The sequence below is a fragment of the Geitlerinema calcuttense NRMC-F 0142 genome (assembly GCF_030285425.1).
The window spans coordinates 21,095-40,703 of record NZ_JASVEJ010000036.1; the positions used below are offsets into that span (position 1 = coordinate 21,095).

Sequence of the window (19,609 nt, forward strand, 5' to 3'; positions counted from 1 at the left end):
TCAATTCTTAGATTCTTCCAGTAGGGTTTAAAAACCCCGATCTCAGAATCAACAAAAACCAGAATTCACCAAATTGTCCGTACGCTCTTGCACGTCCGCAAGCAAAATGCTGTGACCGTTTTAGAATGGCTCGATCGAATTCATCCCCAGGATCGGTTTGTCGTTGGAGACAAAGCCTTTTATCTGGGTCAACTGCTGCAACGAGGCTATCCGGTCATTCCGGGATTTGTTGTCAGAAGCTCCATTTTACGCAATTTTTTAGCCGAGATTGACTGGTTAGAGCCGCTCTTCTCCGACCTGTCTGACTCTGCCTTACACTTAGATGTCAACAACCCGCGTCAGTTACAAGCGATCGCCCAACGAATTCGCGATTCAATTCAAACAGCCCCATTACCTCCAGACTGGCTGGCCTCATTCAGCGAAGCCGCAGAAGAGTTGAGCCGCCAAACAGAGTTGTCTACCTTCATCCTCAGACCCTCTTTAGCCTTACAAACCTCGCGCCCAGACAATCACGCCTTCAACCCCGAACCCTATGCAACATCAGGGTTGTGGCAATCCCATATCTGCTCTGACCCGGTGACTTCCCTAGAAGCTGGGATCAAAAAAGTCTGGGCAGAACTCTTTCGCGCCCGCAGCCTCCTGTATTGGCAGCGCTGCGGCGTCAAACTCCACCAAATTTACCTAGCCGTCTTAATCCAACCCATTGCCAACGCCAAAGCATCAGGCACCCTCAACGCCACCACAGACACCTTTGAAATTCAAGCCACCTGGGGGTTAGGAATGTCCCTCGTCAAAGGCGAAGTCTTGCCCGATCTCTACCGCATTCAGGCCGAAACCGGAACCTTACAAGACACCCATCTGGGGGAAAAAACCATTCTCTACGACTTAGCCGCCGAAGCGTTGCATCCCCAGAACCCTTTACAGACGCAAGCTCTCGCCGAATCCCTCAGCACTCAAGCCGTGTTAGGCGATCGCGAATTGCAACAACTCGTCCATTTAGCCCAACAGCTTAAAGCCAACATCGCCTCCCCCTACACCTTGGAATGGACGATCGCGCAACCGCAGTCCACGCTATATCTCACCCAGGTGGAGGTGCAGCCCCTTCCCGTCCAGCACCCTTTAGCCCTGAAGCCGCCCTCCTTAGAAGTCTCGGTCCCCTTTCTTCGGGGATTAGCGGCGGCCCCCGGTCAAGTGCAAACGCGCGCAACCGCAATCGGGCCAACGCAGACCCTCACGGAACCAATTGTACCCGGTCGAATTTTAGTGGTTAGCGCGATCGCCCCCGAACATCTGCCGCTATTGCAACAGGCCGCCGGTATTATTGCCGAACAGGGCAGTTTAACCAGTCATGGAGCCATTGTTGCCCGCGAACTGGGGATTCCCGCCATTGTCAGCGTTCAGGGGGCAACCCGCCTGATTCAATCGGGCGAGGTGATATTTATGGATGGGAGTACGGGCGAAATTTATCGTCGGGATGCGCCAGCGATCGCCCCCTTGCCTCGACCGCAACTGCTAGCAACCCCGCATTCCTACCGCACCAGCACCCAACTGATGGTCAATCTCAGTCAGTCTACCTCCATTGAACGGGCGCAAGCCTTACCTGTAGATGGGGTGGGGTTGCTGCGATCGGAGTTGATGGTACCCGAAATTCTAGAGGGACTGTCGCCGTGGGATTGGTTGCACCAAGGACGGGGGGCAGAATTTGCCGAACGCTTGCAACAGCAGATCGCTCGATTTGCCTCGGCGTTTGCGCCTCGACCCGTCTTTTATCGGGCGTTAGATTTAAATATCAATCCAGAAGGGGAACCGCTACCCGCCTCCCAGAACGCCATGCTGGGATTGCGCGGCACGTTTAATTGCCTGTTGAACCCCGATTTATTTGATTTAGAGTTGAGAGCGATCGCCCAAGTGCATCAGCAAGGCTTGCATAACGTGCATCCGATCCTGCCCTTTGTGCGAACGGTCGAAGAATTTGTCTTTTGTCGCAACCGCCTGCCCCTAGCGGGTTTAGACCCGGAACGGCTGCAACTGTGGATTATGGCAGAGGTGCCTTCTATCCTCTTCTTATTGCCCGAATACGTGCAAGCAGGCGTGCGGGGAATCTCAATTGGTACGAACGATCTCTCGCAACTTTTGTTAGGCATCGATCGCAATTTAGGCGTTCTCGCCTCCGCTTTTGACGGGCTGCATCCTGCGGTTTTAAGGGCAATTCAACAACTGATTCAAACAGCGAGGACTTGTGGCATTCCCTGTTCCATTTGCGGCCAAGCGCCCAGCCTGTACCCCGAATTAGTCGATTTATTGGTGCAATGGGGAATTAGTGCAATTTCCGTCGATTTACAGGCCGTTCCAGCTACCCTGGAGGCGATCGCCCAAGCCGAACAGCGTATTGTCCTAGAAGCGGCTCGTCGCCAGTTACACCCGGAGGACTAGCCGCTATCTGCTACGATTGGATGTTACATTCGACAACCTCCGCTGCCCCTCAACCCCCGATGATTTATCCTGAGTTTTCTCAATTTGCTGAACTCGCTCAACAAGGTAACTTTGTGCCGGTCTATCAAGAATGGGTAGCCGACCTCGATACGCCAGTTTCAGCGTGGTATAAGGTGTGTGCAGGGCAACCCTACAGCTTTTTATTAGAGTCGGTTGAAGGGGGAGAAAATCTCGCCCGCTACAGTTTATTAGGATGCGATCCCCTCTGGATTTTAGAAGCGCGGGGCGATCGCACCACCCAAACCTTCCGCGATGGTTCGGTTCAGGAGTTTCAAGACGATCCCTTCACCGTTTTGGCCCGCTGTCTAGAACCCTATCATCCGGTAAAATTACCGCAACTCCCCCCCGGAATTGGCGGTTTATTTGGCTTTTGGGGCTATGAGTTAATTCATTGGATTGAACCCCGCGTTCCCGTTTACAGCGGCGGGGAAAACGATTTACCGGATGGCGTCTGGATGCAGGTGGATAACCTGTTGATTTTTGACCAAGTGAAGCGGAAAATTTGGGCGATCGCCTATGCCGATTTACGCAACACGCCCGACTTAGAACAAGCCTATCAGCAAGCGCGCGATCGCGTTCGCCAACTCGTCAACAAGTTACAATCCCCCTTATCTGCCAATAGCACCTTACTGGAATGGAACCCACCGAGCCAGAACAGTTCGCCCCTAAACTACACCAGTAACATCTCCAAAGCCGATTTCTGTCAGAACGTCCAAAAAGCCAAAGACTACATCTTTGCAGGCGATATCTTTCAAGTGGTTCTCTCGCAGCGCCTTAGCGTTCCCTATCCCGGCGAACCCTTCTCCCTGTATCGTTCCCTGCGCCTCATTAACCCCTCGCCCTACATGGCGTATTTTAACTTCCGGGATTGGCAGATTATCGGCTCATCCCCTGAAGTGATGGTTAAAGCCACCCTAGCACCCGATGGCACCTCCACGGCCTTACTGCGCCCCATTGCTGGAACCCGACGGCGCGGACAAACCCATCAAGAAGATGTTGCCCTGGGGGAAGACTTATTGCAAGACCCCAAAGAAGTCGCAGAACACGTCATGCTGGTAGACCTAGGGCGCAACGACTTGGGGCGGGCTTGTACCATTGGTACGGTTAAAGTAGACGAATTAATGGTGATTGAACGCTACTCCCACGTCATGCATATTGTGAGTAACGTTATTGGCGAATTAGGAACCGGAAAAACTGCTTGGGACTTGTTGAAAGCCTGTTTCCCCGCCGGAACCGTTAGCGGCGCGCCTAAAATTCGGGCAATGGAAATTATTCACGAACTCGAAGGTTGTCGCCGGGGCGTCTATTCTGGGGCTTACGGCTATTATGATTTTGACGGACAACTCAATAGCGCGATCGCCATTCGGACAATGGTCGTCCAAAACCAAACCGTTTCCGTACAAGCAGGCGCAGGCTTAGTTGCAGACTCCGATCCCGAAAAAGAATACGAAGAAACCCTCAACAAAGCCAGAGGTTTGCTAGAAGCCATTCGTTGCCTGCAACCCGCATCCAATCCCGCCTAAAAAGTCGGTGCTAGGATAGGCTAATAGGAACGCCCTTAATTTTCTGTTGTCTTTCCTTTCCCGTATTAGCCACTCGTGGATCGCAAATCTTCAGAACTCGCTGAAAATCAGACCGAGGAGCCTGAAAGACAGGTTCTGGTCTGTCAGCATCGCACCTGTCAAAAAAATGGTTCCCAAGCAGTGCTTAACGCCTTTCAAGCTGCTGTTTCGGATCGGGTAGAAGTGGTAGAATGCGGCTGTCAAGGACAATGCAGCCTCAGCCCTACCGTTCGCGTTTTACCGGACGAAATCTGGTATTGTCGGGTACAACCCAGCGATATTCCAGAAATTGTCGAGCAACATCTCCAACAGGATCGTCCTGTCGAGAGATTGCTGCATCCCCGCATCCACCCGCGCATCTCCTTCTTTGAACCTTGACTTTTGGGTGGAGTTTCCCCCAAGAAAAACGATCTCGCTCTGAGTGATGCATTCAGCAGATTCGTAGACCCAAAATTCAAAAGTGCCTTAAGGCTCCAAGGGTGTCAAACTGGAAGGATTGAGAGTAAGGTTAACGCAACTGAGTTAGGCTCAGGTAAGATAGGCCATCCCCATGTCAGAGCAAATCGAGAAAATCAAACAATTAATTAAAACTGCTACAAATTCCAAGCAAAAGGCGATGTATCAAGATTTGCTGGTGAAACTAGAGTCCGAGTCGGACGAGCAACCCCCCTCCCCTGCAAAACCGCCATCGCCTGCCAAACCTATATTAAAATCCAAAAAACAGCAAGCGGCTTCATCTTCTCCACCCCCCGAACCCGCAGAAACGGCCGCGCCAGATGACGCTTCCGGTGAAGCCGCAGAACCCTCCCAGGAACTAAGCGATGCTTCCTCAGAATCTGAGGGAACCGAACCCAGCGCCGACGAACCCAAGACAGATGCGTATTTTCAGGGAATTGGCATCATCCAAGGAGAAGTGACGCTTACTGAAGAAGAGTCAACGGTTCGCTTAGGGAACGTGCAATATCCGTTGTTTTATCTTCCCAATAAACGCCGTTATGCCTATGAAGCCTTGAAAAAGGAAATTGAAACCACAGGCAATTCGACGCAACGATTAATCGTCTATCCCAAAATCTTGCATTTTCCTAAAAAGGATCAACCCCATAAAGTCGCTTTTCAGCTTGTCGGATTTATCGGTTCTCAAGCTTCAGCCAGCCAACTCAACAACGAATTAAAGGATGGGGAATTCAAATTTTCGGGACTGTGGCAATTTATCCCCGTCTGTCGCTTTCCCTGTATTACGGTACTGCGTAACTTCAATCAAGAGCGACTCACTTGGATTAAGCAAGCTGAAGCACCGCAGAAAGTTAAATTCATGAAGGCGTCTCATATTCCGCTGTTGTGGCGAGATAGTCCTGTTAAACCGTTTAGATTCAATCCCAAATTGAAAAAAGAACAGCAGGCGCAAACCTATTTCGTACAAGTCAAAGCCAGATTCTTACCCGAACGGGATGTTTTTGAATTTATCGAACAGTTTCACGAACCAATTAAGGAAGCACCTGGATTTTTGAAAGCCTCGAAGAAGCTAAAAGCCGAAGCACTCAAAGTCTTGAGTGCAGCCAAGCAGCTTGAGGAGTCAACCGCCGACGAGTCATAATTCTGGACAGGCTGAACTTCTAGGTTGTCAATTGCAAGTCGCCCAGCACTCCCCTAGGAACTACCCTGTATGCATAAGTTTTCTACTATTGTCCTACAGGGTGCGATACTAGCCCCCTGACCAAAGGCATGACTGTGTATACATAAGTTTTACTTAGTATTGTTCTACAAGGTTTCGATCTCCCCTGACAAAAGGGGGAACCGGAATCAAAGTCCCCCTTACTAAGGGGGATTTAGGGGGATCTCAATTAGATTTAGGGTTCTTACACTAGATGTGTATACACGGTAGCCTTACAAAGGGGAGGAACTGAAGTCAAAGTTCCCCCGCTAGATGTGTAGGCGCGGGAGTCCCTAGAAGGGAGGCAAATTTTGTTGTTCGTCTCCCCAAAACTGACGAATGTGCCAGAAAACCTTTGTGTTGAGCGTACTTTAAATGAACCCCAGTCCCCTTCCAGAAAAGCCAAAACTTCCCATTCAACAATGGCCTGCTGAAAAGACCAATGGTGCCAAAGTGGGTCTATGCTTCTTTATGGCTTTTGTGTTGCTGGGATACCCCTTAGTCATTAGTTTAGTGTTGGGAATTGTCGGCGCGATCGCGACTGGCTGGATTATCTTTGCGTGGAGAACCCCAGAAGAACTCGAACAGTTACCCCTACTCCCCACCCTAGAAGACATCCTAGAACCCGTTGAAGAACGCACCCGCCTAGAAACCTGGCGCAAAATGGAATCTCAATCCCGCCTTTCCACTAATGCGGCGAAAATTGGTTGGAAAAAGCTGATTAACTTCTTAGGCGAGGATAATCGTCCCCAACAATAAGACAAAGTAGCACTAGATACTATCTACTCCCAATTCCCTTCTTCCCCATGTTCCTATTCCTCTCCAAACTGCTACCCATTTTCGTCTATCCACTGGGGTTAGCTTGCGTTTTGATTGCGGTATCTGGGTTTCTGGTGTGGAAACGTCCCCGATGGGCGGTTATTCTGTTGGGGATAGCGTTTGCGGTATTGGTTTTGGGGGGAAATGGTTGGGTTTCTACGCAGTTCGTGCGATCGCTAGAATGGCAAAATATTGCTAGTGGCGAACTCGATAGCGCGGGTGCAATTGTGGTATTGGGGGGAGGGATTAAACCGCACGTTCCGCCGCGTCCTTGGGTGGATTTTGGTGAAGCAGGCGATCGCATTATCCACGGTGCCCAATTGTACCGTCAAGGCAAAGCCCCTTTGCTGGTTCTGTCTGGGGGAAGAATTGACTGGAAGGAAGGCGGCGCGCCAGAATCGAGCGATATGGCTGCAATTGCTGAATTGATAGGCGTTCCGGGTTCTGCGATTTTACAAGACCCCACCTCGCTGAATACGTATCAAAATGCGGTGAATGTCCGCAACCTTTTGGAACCTTTAGGCGTTCGGCGAGTTTTGCTGGTGACTTCGGCTTTACACATGCCGCGATCGCTGTTAATTTTTCAGAAACAAGGGTTTGAGGCCATCCCCGCCCCTACTGATTTTCTTTCAACCCAAGGGGATGATATCGAGTCTGCAACCCTGGAAGGTCTGATCCTCAAACTCGTCCCCGATGTCAGCAATCTGCAACAGACCACCAATACCCTTAAAGAATATATCGGAATGTTGATTTATCGCCTGCGGGGATGGCTGTAAGCGACCCTAGCTGGCAAAGTACGCTAGCCTCAGAAAGTGGCGCAAACACTCCAATTCCATGAGCAACCCCTTGCAACGCATTATTCCTCTGTCTCCCCCTGAAGCGCACGAGTTTTTTCAGGTGCATCAAGTGAGTCACGCCTTTTATGAAGAGGTGAAGCATCGCGAGGAACTCGAACGTTACGCCCAATGGTACGCCCTCACCGCCCAGCAACACCAGCGAGAACTCGAACAGATGCGCGGTGAGTTTAATTTATTTCGACTGTTTTCCCGCAGACGGTAAGCGCGATTAAGTCTATATACTGGGTTTCAAGGCAAATTCTCTCCAGCAAAAATCCCAAATCAGCCGATTGCACCATCCTGCAAGCTGTTGTATTTTCTCCATGAAAAAATAAAATTGCCAACTTGAGAACCTTGCAAGCTCAGATTAATATTACACCTAATTAAAGTTATCTTGATGCCAAGCCTGATAAAATTGAGGGTAAGGCAGCTTGTCAGCACAGTAGAAAAATATTTCTCCAGAACATTTATATGCATCAGAATTAAAGTCAATAACTTCTCCCTTTAGATAATCTTTTAATATCTTGATAACTGAAATATACATTGAATCATCAGTAATAATTTGTTGACATAAATTAATAGTTTGATTACATAGAAAATGGCTGGGTTTAGTGAATAGTAAGTGCAGTATAGCTCGAAGAACACTTATTTTTCCTACCCCAATCTGCGCTAATCTAGTGTGAGCAGCTACAAAAGTATGTTTCATATGTGTTCCTCCACGAGTTTGTATTTCAAAACCGTTTCTTAGTTGACAAATCAAATAGTTTACATCATTACATTCTGTTAGATTTTTAATTGCCTGTAACCGCTTTTCTTGATGAAGGCTTCGTTCTTTATTCCATCGGCGATTTATCTGAGATTGTAATTGTTTACCGAGTATTTGATTTGCGGATGCCAGTGATATTTTTTGTTTTTCAACACTTCTTTTTACTTCTGGATGATCAATATTCTTTGCACTCAATATTGATATAGCTGCTTGTCTGTAACTTTCATTACTTAATAAATTAATTAGAACAGTCTTTGACTCAGTATTTTTAGAATCGATATCTAGAATAAAAGCAGCTACTCTAAAACAATCTTTCTCACTTTTATGCTGTAACATTTTTAATAAATCTGTCAAAGCATGGATTGCCTGTAGGCGATTAGTTTCCTTTAAAGCTTTAACAGCAGATTTTTCAATGTAATTTGAGTACATCAACCATTTTCTATCTTCTATTTTAGGAAAATCAAACCACCATCGAATAAGTTGGTTTATAATTTCGTTATTATGTTGACGTGCATCAAATTTATCAAGCTCTGCAATTCCTGCTGCTGCTAGAAAATAAGCTCTATATTTATAAAATTCTCCACATCCATCGTCAAAATTTACCAACTTATCAATAAACCTCTCCTTTTCCTCATCTGCAACATCACTACGCCCCAGCCAAAACAAAACAACCTGCTTCCACTGCGGTTCAAAAATCCGGTATTCCTTCCCCTCCACCGGAAAATCAACATGATTTCGAGGTAAAAAATTATCCCAATCATCCACCGCCAACGCTGCAAAATACTCCTGAAACGTGGCATGATAAAACACGCAAATCGCTTCTGGAAAGCCCTCTACTCGATACAACCCCCCCAACTTCGTCATTGCCTGAAAAATCGGGCGACTTCTCAAAACCTCTAATACCCAACTTTCCTGCAACCGTAACCGCGAAACCTTATCCTTCTGTTTCATCGCCGCCAACGCCAACCGCGCCAACGCTGCATCAATGGCTTTCCGTTGATCTAAAATCTTCTCATCCGCCGTCCAACGATACATCCAATCGACAAACTTCCTATATAACCCCGCCTGCGTTTCCGGTAAACCTCCTCCTGTCTGCCAAATTCGACACAACATCCACAACCGCAAAGGATTCTGAATCAACTCCTTGAGACGGGAATTTTCTGACTGTGCTAACGCCGCCTCTAAACTCTCCCCTGTCGCTGCATCTCCCATCTCCGCAAACCAACGGCGAATATAGTCTGTCACCTGTTCAGGGTTAAACTCCAAATTGCGAAACACATCAAACCCCGAAAAAGCATTCTTATCCGCTTCCCAAACATTCACCCGACAAGTCACCACCACCCGCACCGCTTGCACCCATCCCCCCAACAGTGTGGTAACATGGTGCGTTTCTACCCTCGATGTCATTTCATCTAACCCATCCAATAATAACCAAATCCGTTCTTTATGTTGGGTGAGTTCGTCAATCGTGAGGCTTTTACCTGTTTGTTTAAGCCAAATTTTTTCAATATATTGAGTAATTGTCGGTTGGGTTAAATCTGTCAAAGATATCCAAATCGGCAACCCTAAACCCTTATCTAAAATCTCATAAGCAATCTTCTGTAACCGCGTGGTTTTCCCCGAACCCGGTTCGCCAATAATCGCTATTCTTCGCCCTTGACTAATTTGGCTTTTCCCTTGTCGCAATACATCCTCAAAAAAGTGTTCTTCAGCAATAGGAATGAGTTTTTCTTCTTCCTTTTCTTCTGGCTGATTTCTTGAGGAAGGTTTAGGCAGTTTGCGTTCAACAATCGCTAAACGAACATAAATGTCATCGAGTTGCGGTGTCACCCCGTAGGTGTTGGTAAAGGGGTTAGTGGTAAGTTGTTTTTGTTGGGTAAGGTTTTGGCTACAAATTTCTTTCCAGTCTTCTACTGTCAAGGATTTGGGTTTGAGGCGGTTATGAATATCAGAGACTTTTTGTTGTATATCTTTAACTGATTCTTCTAAACCCTGTAACAGTTGGGTAATTGTTGTCTCAAGCACTCCTAACCGTTGACACATTTCAAGAAAACCGGAATTAATTTCTTGGCTAATTTGGCTGAAAACAGCTTCTTGTTGTGTTGCTGTTCCTTGTAACTGGGTTTCTAAATGCTGGAAACGCTCAATGATTTGGGACAATTCTCCTGTATTTATCCCTAAATTTGTGTTTCGCAGTTGTTCGATTTCCCCCTTCATCCCCGTGAGTAACTGCAAGGTTAATCCGACAAAAGCTTTACCATCTTTGGCAAAGTCTTCTTTGAGGGTTTCTCTTAAAGCTTTCGGGAAGGTAATATGCAGTAAGTCTGCTACTTGGGGATAAACTTGTGGCGGCAGTTGAAAGCCACCCCCTTCACAGGTTGCCATGTTTAAGCGGATGAAAATATCCTGCCATTCTTGCGGGGTAAGGTTGCCATCTTGGGTGAGGCGGTATTCTTCCGGGGTGAGAAATTCGTCGAGTTTGGCTTCTCCCAGTTGAGGATAGCGTTCTTTCGTGAGTTCCTGTTGGGCAATTTTCACCCAGTTATCTTTGGCTTGGGCGGCGATTTTCTCTAATAATTTGCGGTGGGTGTCACCTGGGTGTTGTTTGGCAGCTAGAGTAATGACGGCTGCGATCGCTTTTCCCACTGCTTCCGTTAAATCTTCATTGTCTAACGAAACCCCTCCACTTCCCGTCCCATCAACTAACGCGTCGATCGCATTTGCCGTATTCCCAGCCGCGATACTACTTAACGCAGTCGCTAAGACTGTCCCCCAAACAATTCCTTCTGCTGCGCGAAGTGGTGGAAACACCAAGCCACCCAAGACACAGCCACTAGCAACAGTTAATTTAACAAGCGATCGTGCCACGTCCATAGATCGTTTATTTTGGGATTGCAATTTCTAGGATAAACGAGCAACCGAGGGGAGTCCCATTGAAAGGAAAGGGCGTGAGAAGATGAGTTTGGTAAAATCGAGCAAACCCCTGGCTGTACTTGTATGGCGATCCAGCCTGTTGTTCATACCATTCATTGTATTAATCCAGATTGCCCTGCCCCGTATCCTCAACCAGGGGCGAATCGATTTTGCTTGAGTTGTGGCGCACCGTTGCGTTTGAGCGATCGCTATATTCCCCTGACTCGCCTGGGATCGGGAGGGTTTGCCCAAATTTACACCGTTTGGGACTTACAGACGCAAACCGAACGCGTCTTGAAAGTCCTGATTGAAACCGCCCCAAAAGCCATCCAATTGTTTGAACAAGAAGCGGCGGTGTTATCGCGCCTGCGCCATCCGGGAATTCCCCAAGTTGAACCCCAAGGTTACTTTCAAATTGTCCTCGGAACTGGAAACCAGATGCGCCAGTTACCCTGCTTGGTGATGGAAAAGATTACCGGGAAAACCTTGGATGAAGTTCTCACCCATGACTACCCCCAAGGTTGCCCGGAAGCCTTAGTCATCGACTGGTTTAAGCAAGCCTTGGATATTCTGCAAACCCTGCACCACCAGGGCATTATTCACCGCGATCTCAAACCCTCTAACTTAATGTTGCGCCAAGGTACGGGGCAGTTAGTCGCCATTGACTTTGGCGGGGCGAAACAAATTGGCATGACAGGATCGGCTGCCAATAGTTCAACGCGCCTGGTGTCTCCCGGATATAGCCCTCCCGAACAGATCGTAGGCGAAGGCGTTAGCCCTGCAACGGATTTTTATGCTTTGGGGCGCACAATCATTCATTTACTCACGGGACAATATCCAGCAGACTTAGAAGATCCCACCACGGGGCGGCTGCGCTGGCGACATTGCGCGCCCGTGAGTTCAGGGTTTGCGGCTTTGTTGGATCGGATGGTGGAGTTGGATGTTCAGCAACGCCCAAGTTCTGTAGCAGAAATTCAACAGGCTTTGCGGGTTGCACCCGTTCAACGCCAACCGAATATTTTCCAGTCTGTTCCCCGCCAACTCTTGAAACTGGCGACGCGATCGCTTAATTTGGCGTTTCGCCTCACCTGGGGCACCCTAGCCGCCTGTCTGACTACGGTGTGGGAAATGGTTTTGGGAGGCTTAGGGGCCACTTTGGGGACATTAGCGGGATTTGCGATCGCCTATGGTACGCCTTTAGGATCGGTGTTTGCCCAGTGGGTGGGGGCGCAGTTCCCAGGGTTGCTAGGGAGTGCGGGGGTAGCCGTTGTACCTCAGTTAACGTTATTGTTTGCGATCGCCGGGATCGGTACGGCTTGGGGCATTAGTTTGGGTGGGGGATTTTCCCAAAAGCGGCGGTTATTATTTTCTGGAATTGCGGGCGCGATCGCTTTTAGCTTTGGCGGCTTGATTTTTCCTCTGTCTCTGGCAATTGGCACCATTCAAGGGATACTGATTTGGAGCGCGATCGCGCCTGCGTTCATTGCCATCTCGCTGGGCTTACCCAGCCATCACCTGATTCATGCCTTAATTTCAGGAATGGGGACTAGCAGCACGCTATTGGCGACTTTCTCCATCTTACAGGCCGTTTTTGCCAACCTTCGACCAGAGCTAATGGCGATCGCTCAAACCTTCGCCACCAGTCCCACAGGAACCGCTTTAGGTTTAAGCATCCTTTTCTTTAGTAGTTTCGCCATCCTCTATGCCCTCTGGCTTGGCATCAGCTACTATATCTGCGTTCCCCTGCTGCGCTTTTTGGGATGGCGCTAGAGAGGTCATTCTTTTAGCACTTGCGAACGCTATCCACCTTTAAGGAGACTGCCAAATCTGAATTTCTTGGCCTGCACAGACTAGCATTTGACTATCTGGGCTAAAACCTACAATTCCCCCGCATTGATAATCTGTATCTAAATAACTGATGCGGGTTTGGGTGGTTAAATCCCAGAGTTCGTTGCGAACCTCCAGGCTAGGATAGGCGAACGTATTGATGACTAAGTATTGACCATTGGGGCTTAAGATAGCAGATTGGATGCCGACATCTTGCCACAGATTGCTGCTGAGAAGGCGGTGTAACTTGCCGGTGGCGACTTCTAAGCGATAGGTGCTACCTTGGTTGCCATCGGTGGCGATCGCATCTCCTCGATCGTTAAAGGTAATCGCAGGCTGAATACTTTTTAGATTAAACGTTTGCAGCAGTCGTCCCGTTTCGCTTTCCCAAATTTTCGCTTCGCTTTCGCTAATGCTGGCTAATAACTTACCATCTGGACTATAGGCGATATCGCGAACGGGCAAACGATGCCCCGTTAGGGTTTTTTCGAGTTCTCCAGTTTCCCAATTCCAGAGTTTAATCGTTTGATCGATACTGCTGCTAGCTAGCGATGAAGAGTCAGCGTTTAGGGCGATCGCGCTGACAGCATCTTGGTGACCTCTCAGGACGCGCAACGCTTCCCCAGTTAGGGGATTCCAAACTTTTAGGGTACTATCGCGATGAGCCGTAATCAGTCTAGGACGCAGCGTTGAGGTAAAAACAGCATCGGCGATCTGGCTGCTATCTTGCCCAAAGCGACAAACCAATTGATTCGTGCTTAAGTCCCATAGGCGTACCCCAACCCCCGCCTGGACAAACAAAGTGCGATCGCCATTAAACCGTAGCGCATCCCATCCCGCCGTTGACGGTTCCTCTAGCGGTAGGGGCAAGCGATACAATAGGCGATCGGCGTTAGGTAACTCCCCAGACTCCTCTAACGGACGCATCGCCACGGGGGTGCAACTCGGTTCCGTTGTTACCGTTGCAGCAGGCAGAGATAACTCCCAAATTTGTAGGCTTTCGGCATCGGCTGCAATCAAGGTTTGACCATCGGCACTCGTCGCGATCGCGCCACAGTCGCTTAAAATTGCCCTAGCAGCCGGAAGTTGCTTGGCTTCCCCAGAATTAAAATCCCACAGTTGCAGCGGATTTTGACAAAAGACCACGGTTTCCCGTCCGGGAATAAAACTAACGCGATCGTCGCGAAATTGCTGCCAGCGGCGCATCCGTTCCCCCGCGCGCGGTTGCCAAATACTCATGCTGCCATCCGCACTTCCCACGACTGCATACACCTCACCGTCGGGGGCAAACCCCACCGCATCCAAAATATCCGATAATTCTGTAAATTCTGGATTCTGGGCGATCGCCTCAAACGTTTGCAACTGTCCGGCGTGCAGATCCCAAACGCGCACGCTACCATCTTGCGATCCCGCCGCGATGCGTCTCCCCTCTGGACTAAAGACGACCGAACGGACAAACCCCTCGCTAGTCAGCGTTTGTTGCAATTGACCCGTGCTTAAATTCCACCGCCTCACCGTATTATCGCTGCTGCCACTCACTAAGCTTCTGCCATCAGGACTAATGGCCACAGACTGAACGACATCGGTATGGCCCCTCATTTCCCGGATGCGTTCGCCCGTTTGCACGTCCCATTGTTCAATCTTGCCAGAGGGATAGGCACGAATCAGCGTTCGGCGATCGGAACTAATGGCGATCGCGCTAACGGGTTCGCCGGTATGCGTCAGCGTTCGGACAAGCCTCAGCGGTTGCGAAGCTGTGGAAACAGCCGCCATACTCGGTTGGGGAAGCGTTGGGTTACTTTGGGCAAACCAGCGCTGTTCGGCCAGCATCGCCGCTTGCACAGCACTGCTGAGAAGCACCAGGAGGAAAAGTAATGAGGGGCGTTTCATGGAAATTTTGGCAGTTCAACGTCTCACCATCTTTAACGTTGACTCAAAGCTTGAATCCGAATGTTCCGCAAGCGATTCCCACACAGGATTGCTCAATCCTATTTTTCCATAAAAACTAGGTCTTCTGGCGCGGTTGTGAGACAGACTTTGTTCTGTTCAACCTCCACCACATAATCAAAGCCGGTGAGGTGCCCTTGGGAAAGGATTAAAATGCGATCGCGTCGAGTTTCCAAGTATTGAGAAAAGCCGCCTAGATCGTAGCTTCCCTCATTAATGGCCAAGTAGTCGAGCAATCTCCGAAAGAGTTTTGGCAAAATCACCCATTCTTCAGTCAGGCTTTCTAGATCCGCGACAATAAACCCAGTTTGCGTGCAATCTGCCGACCACAACCCGCACGCCTGCGATCGCGCTTGTTTCGTCGCCTGGGTCATTTCCTGCCGCAGATCGGGAAACAACTTTGAATAGAATGTCGGATAAGCTAAACCCGTTGCCAAAAGATGATAGTTGGCGCTTTGTTGCAGCAATGACGCATCGCAGTAAACTTCGCTGCCATCCGCCGCATCGAAATGACCTTTAAAAACAAACGCGACCCCCCGACCGTAGGCATCGGCATAGCGCGTCAGAATATAGCCGGGGACTTGTTCGGGTTCGGCGATGGCGATCGTGTCATTGCGATCGCGTTCTACCGTCTCAAATCCTAGAAAACTCAACAATTCGCTGCAAGCTGCTTGAGCATATTTCCCAGGCTGCTGTTGTTTGCCAATCGTACCAATTCGCGGTTGATAGTGCGTTTCTAAGGCATCAATGCCATCTAAGCGCAACTGAGCGCCCCCTAAGCGATTGGCACGCACGCGCCCCAATTTTTTCCAAAGCTCCGGATTATCGGGGTAGAAGCGAATAGAATCGCCATCTGGAGAGGTTTTTAAGATGCGATAGCTACCTTGGATTAAATGCATGGGCATAACGATTCTCCCGGTTGCATAGTAGTGGGAATCCATAGCGTTAGGACAGAACCCAAGCTATAGAAACTCCTTTACCAAACCAAGGCTCTATTATCCTGACACTTCGCAAACAGATACCAGATTGCTCTCACCCCTTTTTTAATTTTGTTCCGATTTTGGGGCTTTGGCGGGCAAATAAATCATAAACGTCGAACCCTTACCCGGTTGACTGGCCACCAGAATATCGCCGCCCATCATTTGACAAAACTTTTGGGTAATGGTTAATCCTAAACCCGTTCCCCCATATTTGCGAGTCGTGGAAGCATCCGCTTGGGTAAAGGGTTGGAAAACCCGCGCAATTTGTTCTGAAGTCATGCCAATTCCCGTATCCGTCACCAAAAAGGTGATAAACGGCGACAAACTCGCCGAACTCAGACCATTGCTATTACTGTAATTATTGGCATCGGGCAAAACCTCCTCTCGGCTAACCATGAGGGTAATGGTGCCTTTTTCAGTAAACTTAGCCGCATTGCTCAACAAATTCAAGAGCGCTTGGCGCAGTTTGCTTGGATCGGCTTCCATAAAGCCAATCTCATCGGGACATTGCACCGAGAGGACATTGCTATTTTGGTTAATCATCGGTTGAACCGTATTCACCACTTCGCGAATTAACACCGGAATTTCAAAGGTTTCCAGGTGTAAATCCATCCGGCCGGCTTCAATTTTAGACAGATCGAGGATATCGCTAATTAAGCCGAGGAGTTGTTGTCCGGCGGATTTAATCTTATTTAAGTCGCTTAACAGTTGGACTTGGCCGAGTTCTTCGGCTTCTTCCTGCATCATTTCGCTATAGCCAATAATGGCATTGAGGGGCGTGCGTAACTCATGGCTCATATTGGCCAGAAACATGCTTTTGGCGCGGTTAGCGGCAACGGCTGCTTCCTTATCGCGCTGCAACTCTTCGGTGCGCTTGCGCTCGGTGATATCTGCTAGCATGGCGAGGACGCAGGGAACCCCCTCTAAATCGATCAGTTCGCCAGAAAATAAACAGTCGCGCAGTTCTCCAGATTTAGTTTGAACCTGAATTTCCAGGTTGCTAATTGCCCCTTGGCTGCTGAGAATTTGAGCCAGTTTGGTCGGTTCGGTGAACGGATGCGTCCAAATGAAGAGTTCCGTAGAGGTTTTACCGATCACCTCGCTAGCCGTGTAGCCCAATAAGCGCAGCAAGCTTTCATTGGCATCTAGAAAACGTCCCGCTTCTAGGGTGAGAATACTAATCCCAATCGGGCTAACGTGGAAGGCTTTAGAAAAGCGTTCTTCGCTCGATCTTAGCGCCGCCTCAGCCCGCAGGCGTTCGGTGACATCTTGTACAGTTCCGGTGATGTGGGTTTCCCAAATTTTAGATTGTTCGGACACTAGGCGTTCCTCTCCATCAGGGCGGACGATCCGATAGTCAATTTTATGAGGTTTGCGCTCGTGGATGGTGCGATCGCGCGAAGTCTTCACTAAGTCGAGATCGTCGGGATGTACAAATTGGAGATAACTTTCTAGACTCGGTTCAAAGGCGATGGGGGTACAACCCAGGATGCGATACATTTCATCCGACCAGTACCATTGATGGCGGATCAGATCGTAATCCCAATTTCCCAAATGGGCAATCCGTTGGGCGTTGGCTAGACTTGCTTGGCGATCGCAAGAGTGTTTTTCTGCCATGCGTCGTTCCTGCACGGTGCTAGCCAACACAAGTGCAGTCACAATCATGACACCTAGAAAAATTTGAAGAGATAAGTAAGCCTGAGTCGAAGTCCGTGCAGATTCAAGAAAAGGACTGCTTTCTCTCGCCATTCCCCACAGCGCCAAACCCGATGTGAACAAATTCACCAAAGAGGTTAAACGCGGTCCAAACCGCAAAGCAGCCCACGCAATTAAAGGAAAAGGCAGGTACTCTAAGGGATAGCGAGCCACCGCAGCCCGCGTGCGCGAGCAAAACACCAGCCAACCGATCGCTAAAACCAGAAGAATTAAAACGATCGCTTCCACAATTCGCCAAGGGTTGCGGCTAATGGGCGGCCAGTAGGGGCGGCCGTTGGGATCGCCAATGGTCCAAGTGAGCAAAACCGGAGTCACGATCAAAATCCCAATCGCATCGGCTAGCCACCAAGTCCACCACACTTTGACAATACTCGCGTGAAGATTGGCATCATACAGGTAGCGGTTAAGGGTTCCAATGGTGGCATTGGCTAACGTCGCAAACCCAGCCGCCAGTAAGGTAAAGCCCAAAACATCTTGCAGGCGTTCTAAAGCTGCTCGAAAGCGAACCTTTTGCAGAAATGTGGCCCCTAAAACCGCTTGCAGCGTGACGCCAACCGCTAAACCCAAGGCTTGAAAAAAGCCCATCGGGATCGCGTCGCGCATCGCCCAACTGGGTTCTGTGAAAAACCAAAATGAGCCTAACGCAATACCGGGCCACAGCAGCCGACCTTGGAGGATCAACACCGCTTGCGCCACACCCGCCGCCGGCCACACCGAAGACGCGCCAGACTCAAAAGAGGGCACAAACAGAGTCAGTTGAGCCACGCAGTAGTAAGCCGCCGCCACGATCGCCACTGTAATGAGATACTGACACCGCTTTTTCTGGAGGAAGTTCACAGACAGTTTCCGGGTATGCAAGAAAGAAATACTCACTAGCAATGTTCAAAACCTACTTTCTGTCAAGCGATTATTGAATAACTGAACTGGAGTTAGACTGATATATCCGTTTGCTTCTAGTGGGAGGATAAGGTTGTTTTTGCGTGGAATAAACTAGAGTCGGCGAATCTGCGTTCTTGCGAACCGCACCACCGAAACTCCTTTACTTTGTCTAGTCTTCAATGAGAAGTTGTAGCTACGCCCTGAAAATGCACATTTAGACGATCCACACCGACCAGAAGGAACCAACTATTAGCAAGATAGCTTAATTCTCCAGGCAAACTGGGGAATAATCGCCCGTACTAATGGCGATATCCCTCGCCTAGTTTAGGGTTCCCGAATTAATCCTCCCTCTCAAGGGGAGAGTTGGAAAAATCGGATAAAGTTTATGAATAGTACCCATGAATCCGGAAAGCCAACAGCGAGTCATTCCTCGTTAAGGCGATCGCCCTCGTCCCCCCAGTCTGAACTCGAACAACAGCAAGCGATCCTGGCGGCTTTAGAACTTCAGTGCGCCGAACGAGAGTTAGAACTCATTACTCAAGTGAGTGAGTTACGCCAGTTTGAACAAGATTATTTTCAAACAATCGGTAAGCGCTGTGTAGAACTCGATCGCGCCGAAGCCCAACTCGCCGAATATCTCGCGCATTTACACCCCAAAGATTTGCGGCTGCGACAGCGCGCCCAACAAGCTTGGACAAAAGCCCAAGAGACGGAAGCCGCCAACCGCGAATTGCCTTTAGAGGGGGTGGTTCATTTCCGCCCTTCAGAAGGGCTAAAAAAGCTGTATCGAGAAGTTGCCAAACGCATTCACCCCGATCTGGTGACAGATGAAGCGGAACGCCAGCGCCGTTTAGAATTAATGATTGCTGCTAACCGCGCCTACGAACAAGGCAACCCAGAAGTGCTTGAAGCAATTCTCGCGGGGTGGGAAGATACCCAGGGTTGGCAGCAAAGCGAAACCCCAGATGCTCAACTGTTACGCACGCGCCGTCAAATCGAACAAATTCAGCTACGCTTAGTGGCGATCGCCTCTGAATTGAGCGAACTCCAAAATTCTGCCCTAGCCCAACTCCACGCCCAAGCCCTAGAAGTCCAAGCCCAAGGTCGAGATTTACTCGCCGAGTTAGCCTTTCAGTTAGATGAGGAAATTGCAGCCATAGAACGCCATACGCAAGAGATTAAAACCAAATTAGCCCTCTAAACTCACGACCGGGATCGTG

At 49.2% G+C, this 19,609-nt stretch carries 13 protein-coding genes; 9 read left to right on the plus strand and 4 right to left on the minus strand.

The features are described 5' to 3' along the window. Positions 1–111 precede the first annotated feature (111 nt). The 7 genes from QQ055_RS09400 to QQ055_RS09430 all read left to right on the plus strand — a co-directional run bounded on the left by QQ055_RS09400 (position 112) and on the right by QQ055_RS09430 (position 7,584). Positions 112–2,433 carry a putative PEP-binding protein gene (locus QQ055_RS09400; RefSeq protein ID WP_284474473.1) on the plus strand — a complete coding sequence of 774 codons (2,322 nt, stop codon included), beginning with the start codon at positions 112–114 and terminating at the stop codon, positions 2,431–2,433. Positions 2,434–2,492: 59 nt separating this feature from the next. Next, complete coding sequence (gene trpE / locus QQ055_RS09405; protein ID WP_284474496.1) at positions 2,493–4,016, plus strand: anthranilate synthase component I; 1,524 nt, start codon at positions 2,493–2,495, stop codon at positions 4,014–4,016. Between the two features lie 75 nt (positions 4,017–4,091). Further along, on the plus strand, positions 4,092–4,433 hold the full coding sequence (locus QQ055_RS09410; RefSeq protein ID WP_284474472.1) for a (2Fe-2S) ferredoxin domain-containing protein: 342 nt from the start codon (positions 4,092–4,094) through the stop codon (positions 4,431–4,433). A 172-nt stretch (positions 4,434–4,605) separates the two neighbouring features. Beyond that, positions 4,606–5,649: a hypothetical protein gene (locus QQ055_RS09415; protein WP_284474471.1), complete on the plus strand. Its 1,044-nt coding sequence runs from the start codon at positions 4,606–4,608 to the stop codon at positions 5,647–5,649. 432 nt (positions 5,650–6,081) lie between these two features. Then, positions 6,082–6,465, plus strand: coding sequence for a hypothetical protein (locus tag QQ055_RS09420; RefSeq protein ID WP_284474470.1), 384 nt, complete (start codon positions 6,082–6,084; stop codon positions 6,463–6,465). A 47-nt stretch (positions 6,466–6,512) separates the two neighbouring features. Beyond that, positions 6,513–7,301, plus strand: a complete 789-nt coding sequence (locus QQ055_RS09425; RefSeq protein ID WP_286004605.1) for a YdcF family protein — start codon at positions 6,513–6,515, stop codon at positions 7,299–7,301. Between the two features lie 58 nt (positions 7,302–7,359). Beyond that, on the plus strand, positions 7,360–7,584 hold the full coding sequence (locus tag QQ055_RS09430; RefSeq protein WP_069968828.1) for a hypothetical protein: 225 nt from the start codon (positions 7,360–7,362) through the stop codon (positions 7,582–7,584). A gap of 156 nt (positions 7,585–7,740) precedes the next feature. On the opposite strand, the gene QQ055_RS09435 is transcribed toward QQ055_RS09430, so the two are convergent. After that, complete coding sequence (locus QQ055_RS09435; protein ID WP_286004606.1) at positions 7,741–11,001, minus strand: NACHT domain-containing protein; 3,261 nt, start codon at positions 10,999–11,001, stop codon at positions 7,741–7,743. Between the two features lie 123 nt (positions 11,002–11,124). On the opposite strand from QQ055_RS09435, the gene QQ055_RS09440 reads away from it, so the two are divergent. After that, complete coding sequence (locus QQ055_RS09440) at positions 11,125–12,810, plus strand: protein kinase domain-containing protein (protein WP_286004607.1); 1,686 nt, start codon at positions 11,125–11,127, stop codon at positions 12,808–12,810. Positions 12,811–12,849: 39 nt separating this feature from the next. Here QQ055_RS09440 and QQ055_RS09445 read toward each other — a convergent pair whose 3' ends face one another. The 3 genes from QQ055_RS09445 to QQ055_RS09455 all read right to left on the minus strand — a co-directional run bounded on the left by QQ055_RS09445 (position 12,850) and on the right by QQ055_RS09455 (position 18,383). Beyond that, entirely contained in the window at positions 12,850–14,757 is a 1,908-nt protein-coding gene (locus tag QQ055_RS09445; RefSeq protein WP_286004608.1) for a WD40 repeat domain-containing protein, read from the minus strand. Between the two features lie 98 nt (positions 14,758–14,855). Continuing rightward, a complete protein-coding gene (locus QQ055_RS09450; protein WP_286004609.1) occupies positions 14,856–15,719 on the minus strand; it encodes a thermonuclease family protein in 864 nt (287 codons plus the stop codon). 138 nt (positions 15,720–15,857) lie between these two features. Continuing rightward, positions 15,858–18,383, minus strand: coding sequence for an MASE1 domain-containing protein (locus tag QQ055_RS09455; RefSeq protein WP_286004610.1), 2,526 nt, complete (start codon positions 18,381–18,383; stop codon positions 15,858–15,860). 391 nt (positions 18,384–18,774) lie between these two features. Between QQ055_RS09455 and QQ055_RS09460 the strand changes: the two genes are divergently transcribed. Beyond that, positions 18,775–19,590, plus strand: a complete 816-nt coding sequence (locus QQ055_RS09460; RefSeq protein ID WP_286004611.1) for a J domain-containing protein — start codon at positions 18,775–18,777, stop codon at positions 19,588–19,590. Positions 19,591–19,609: the final 19 nt, after the last annotated feature.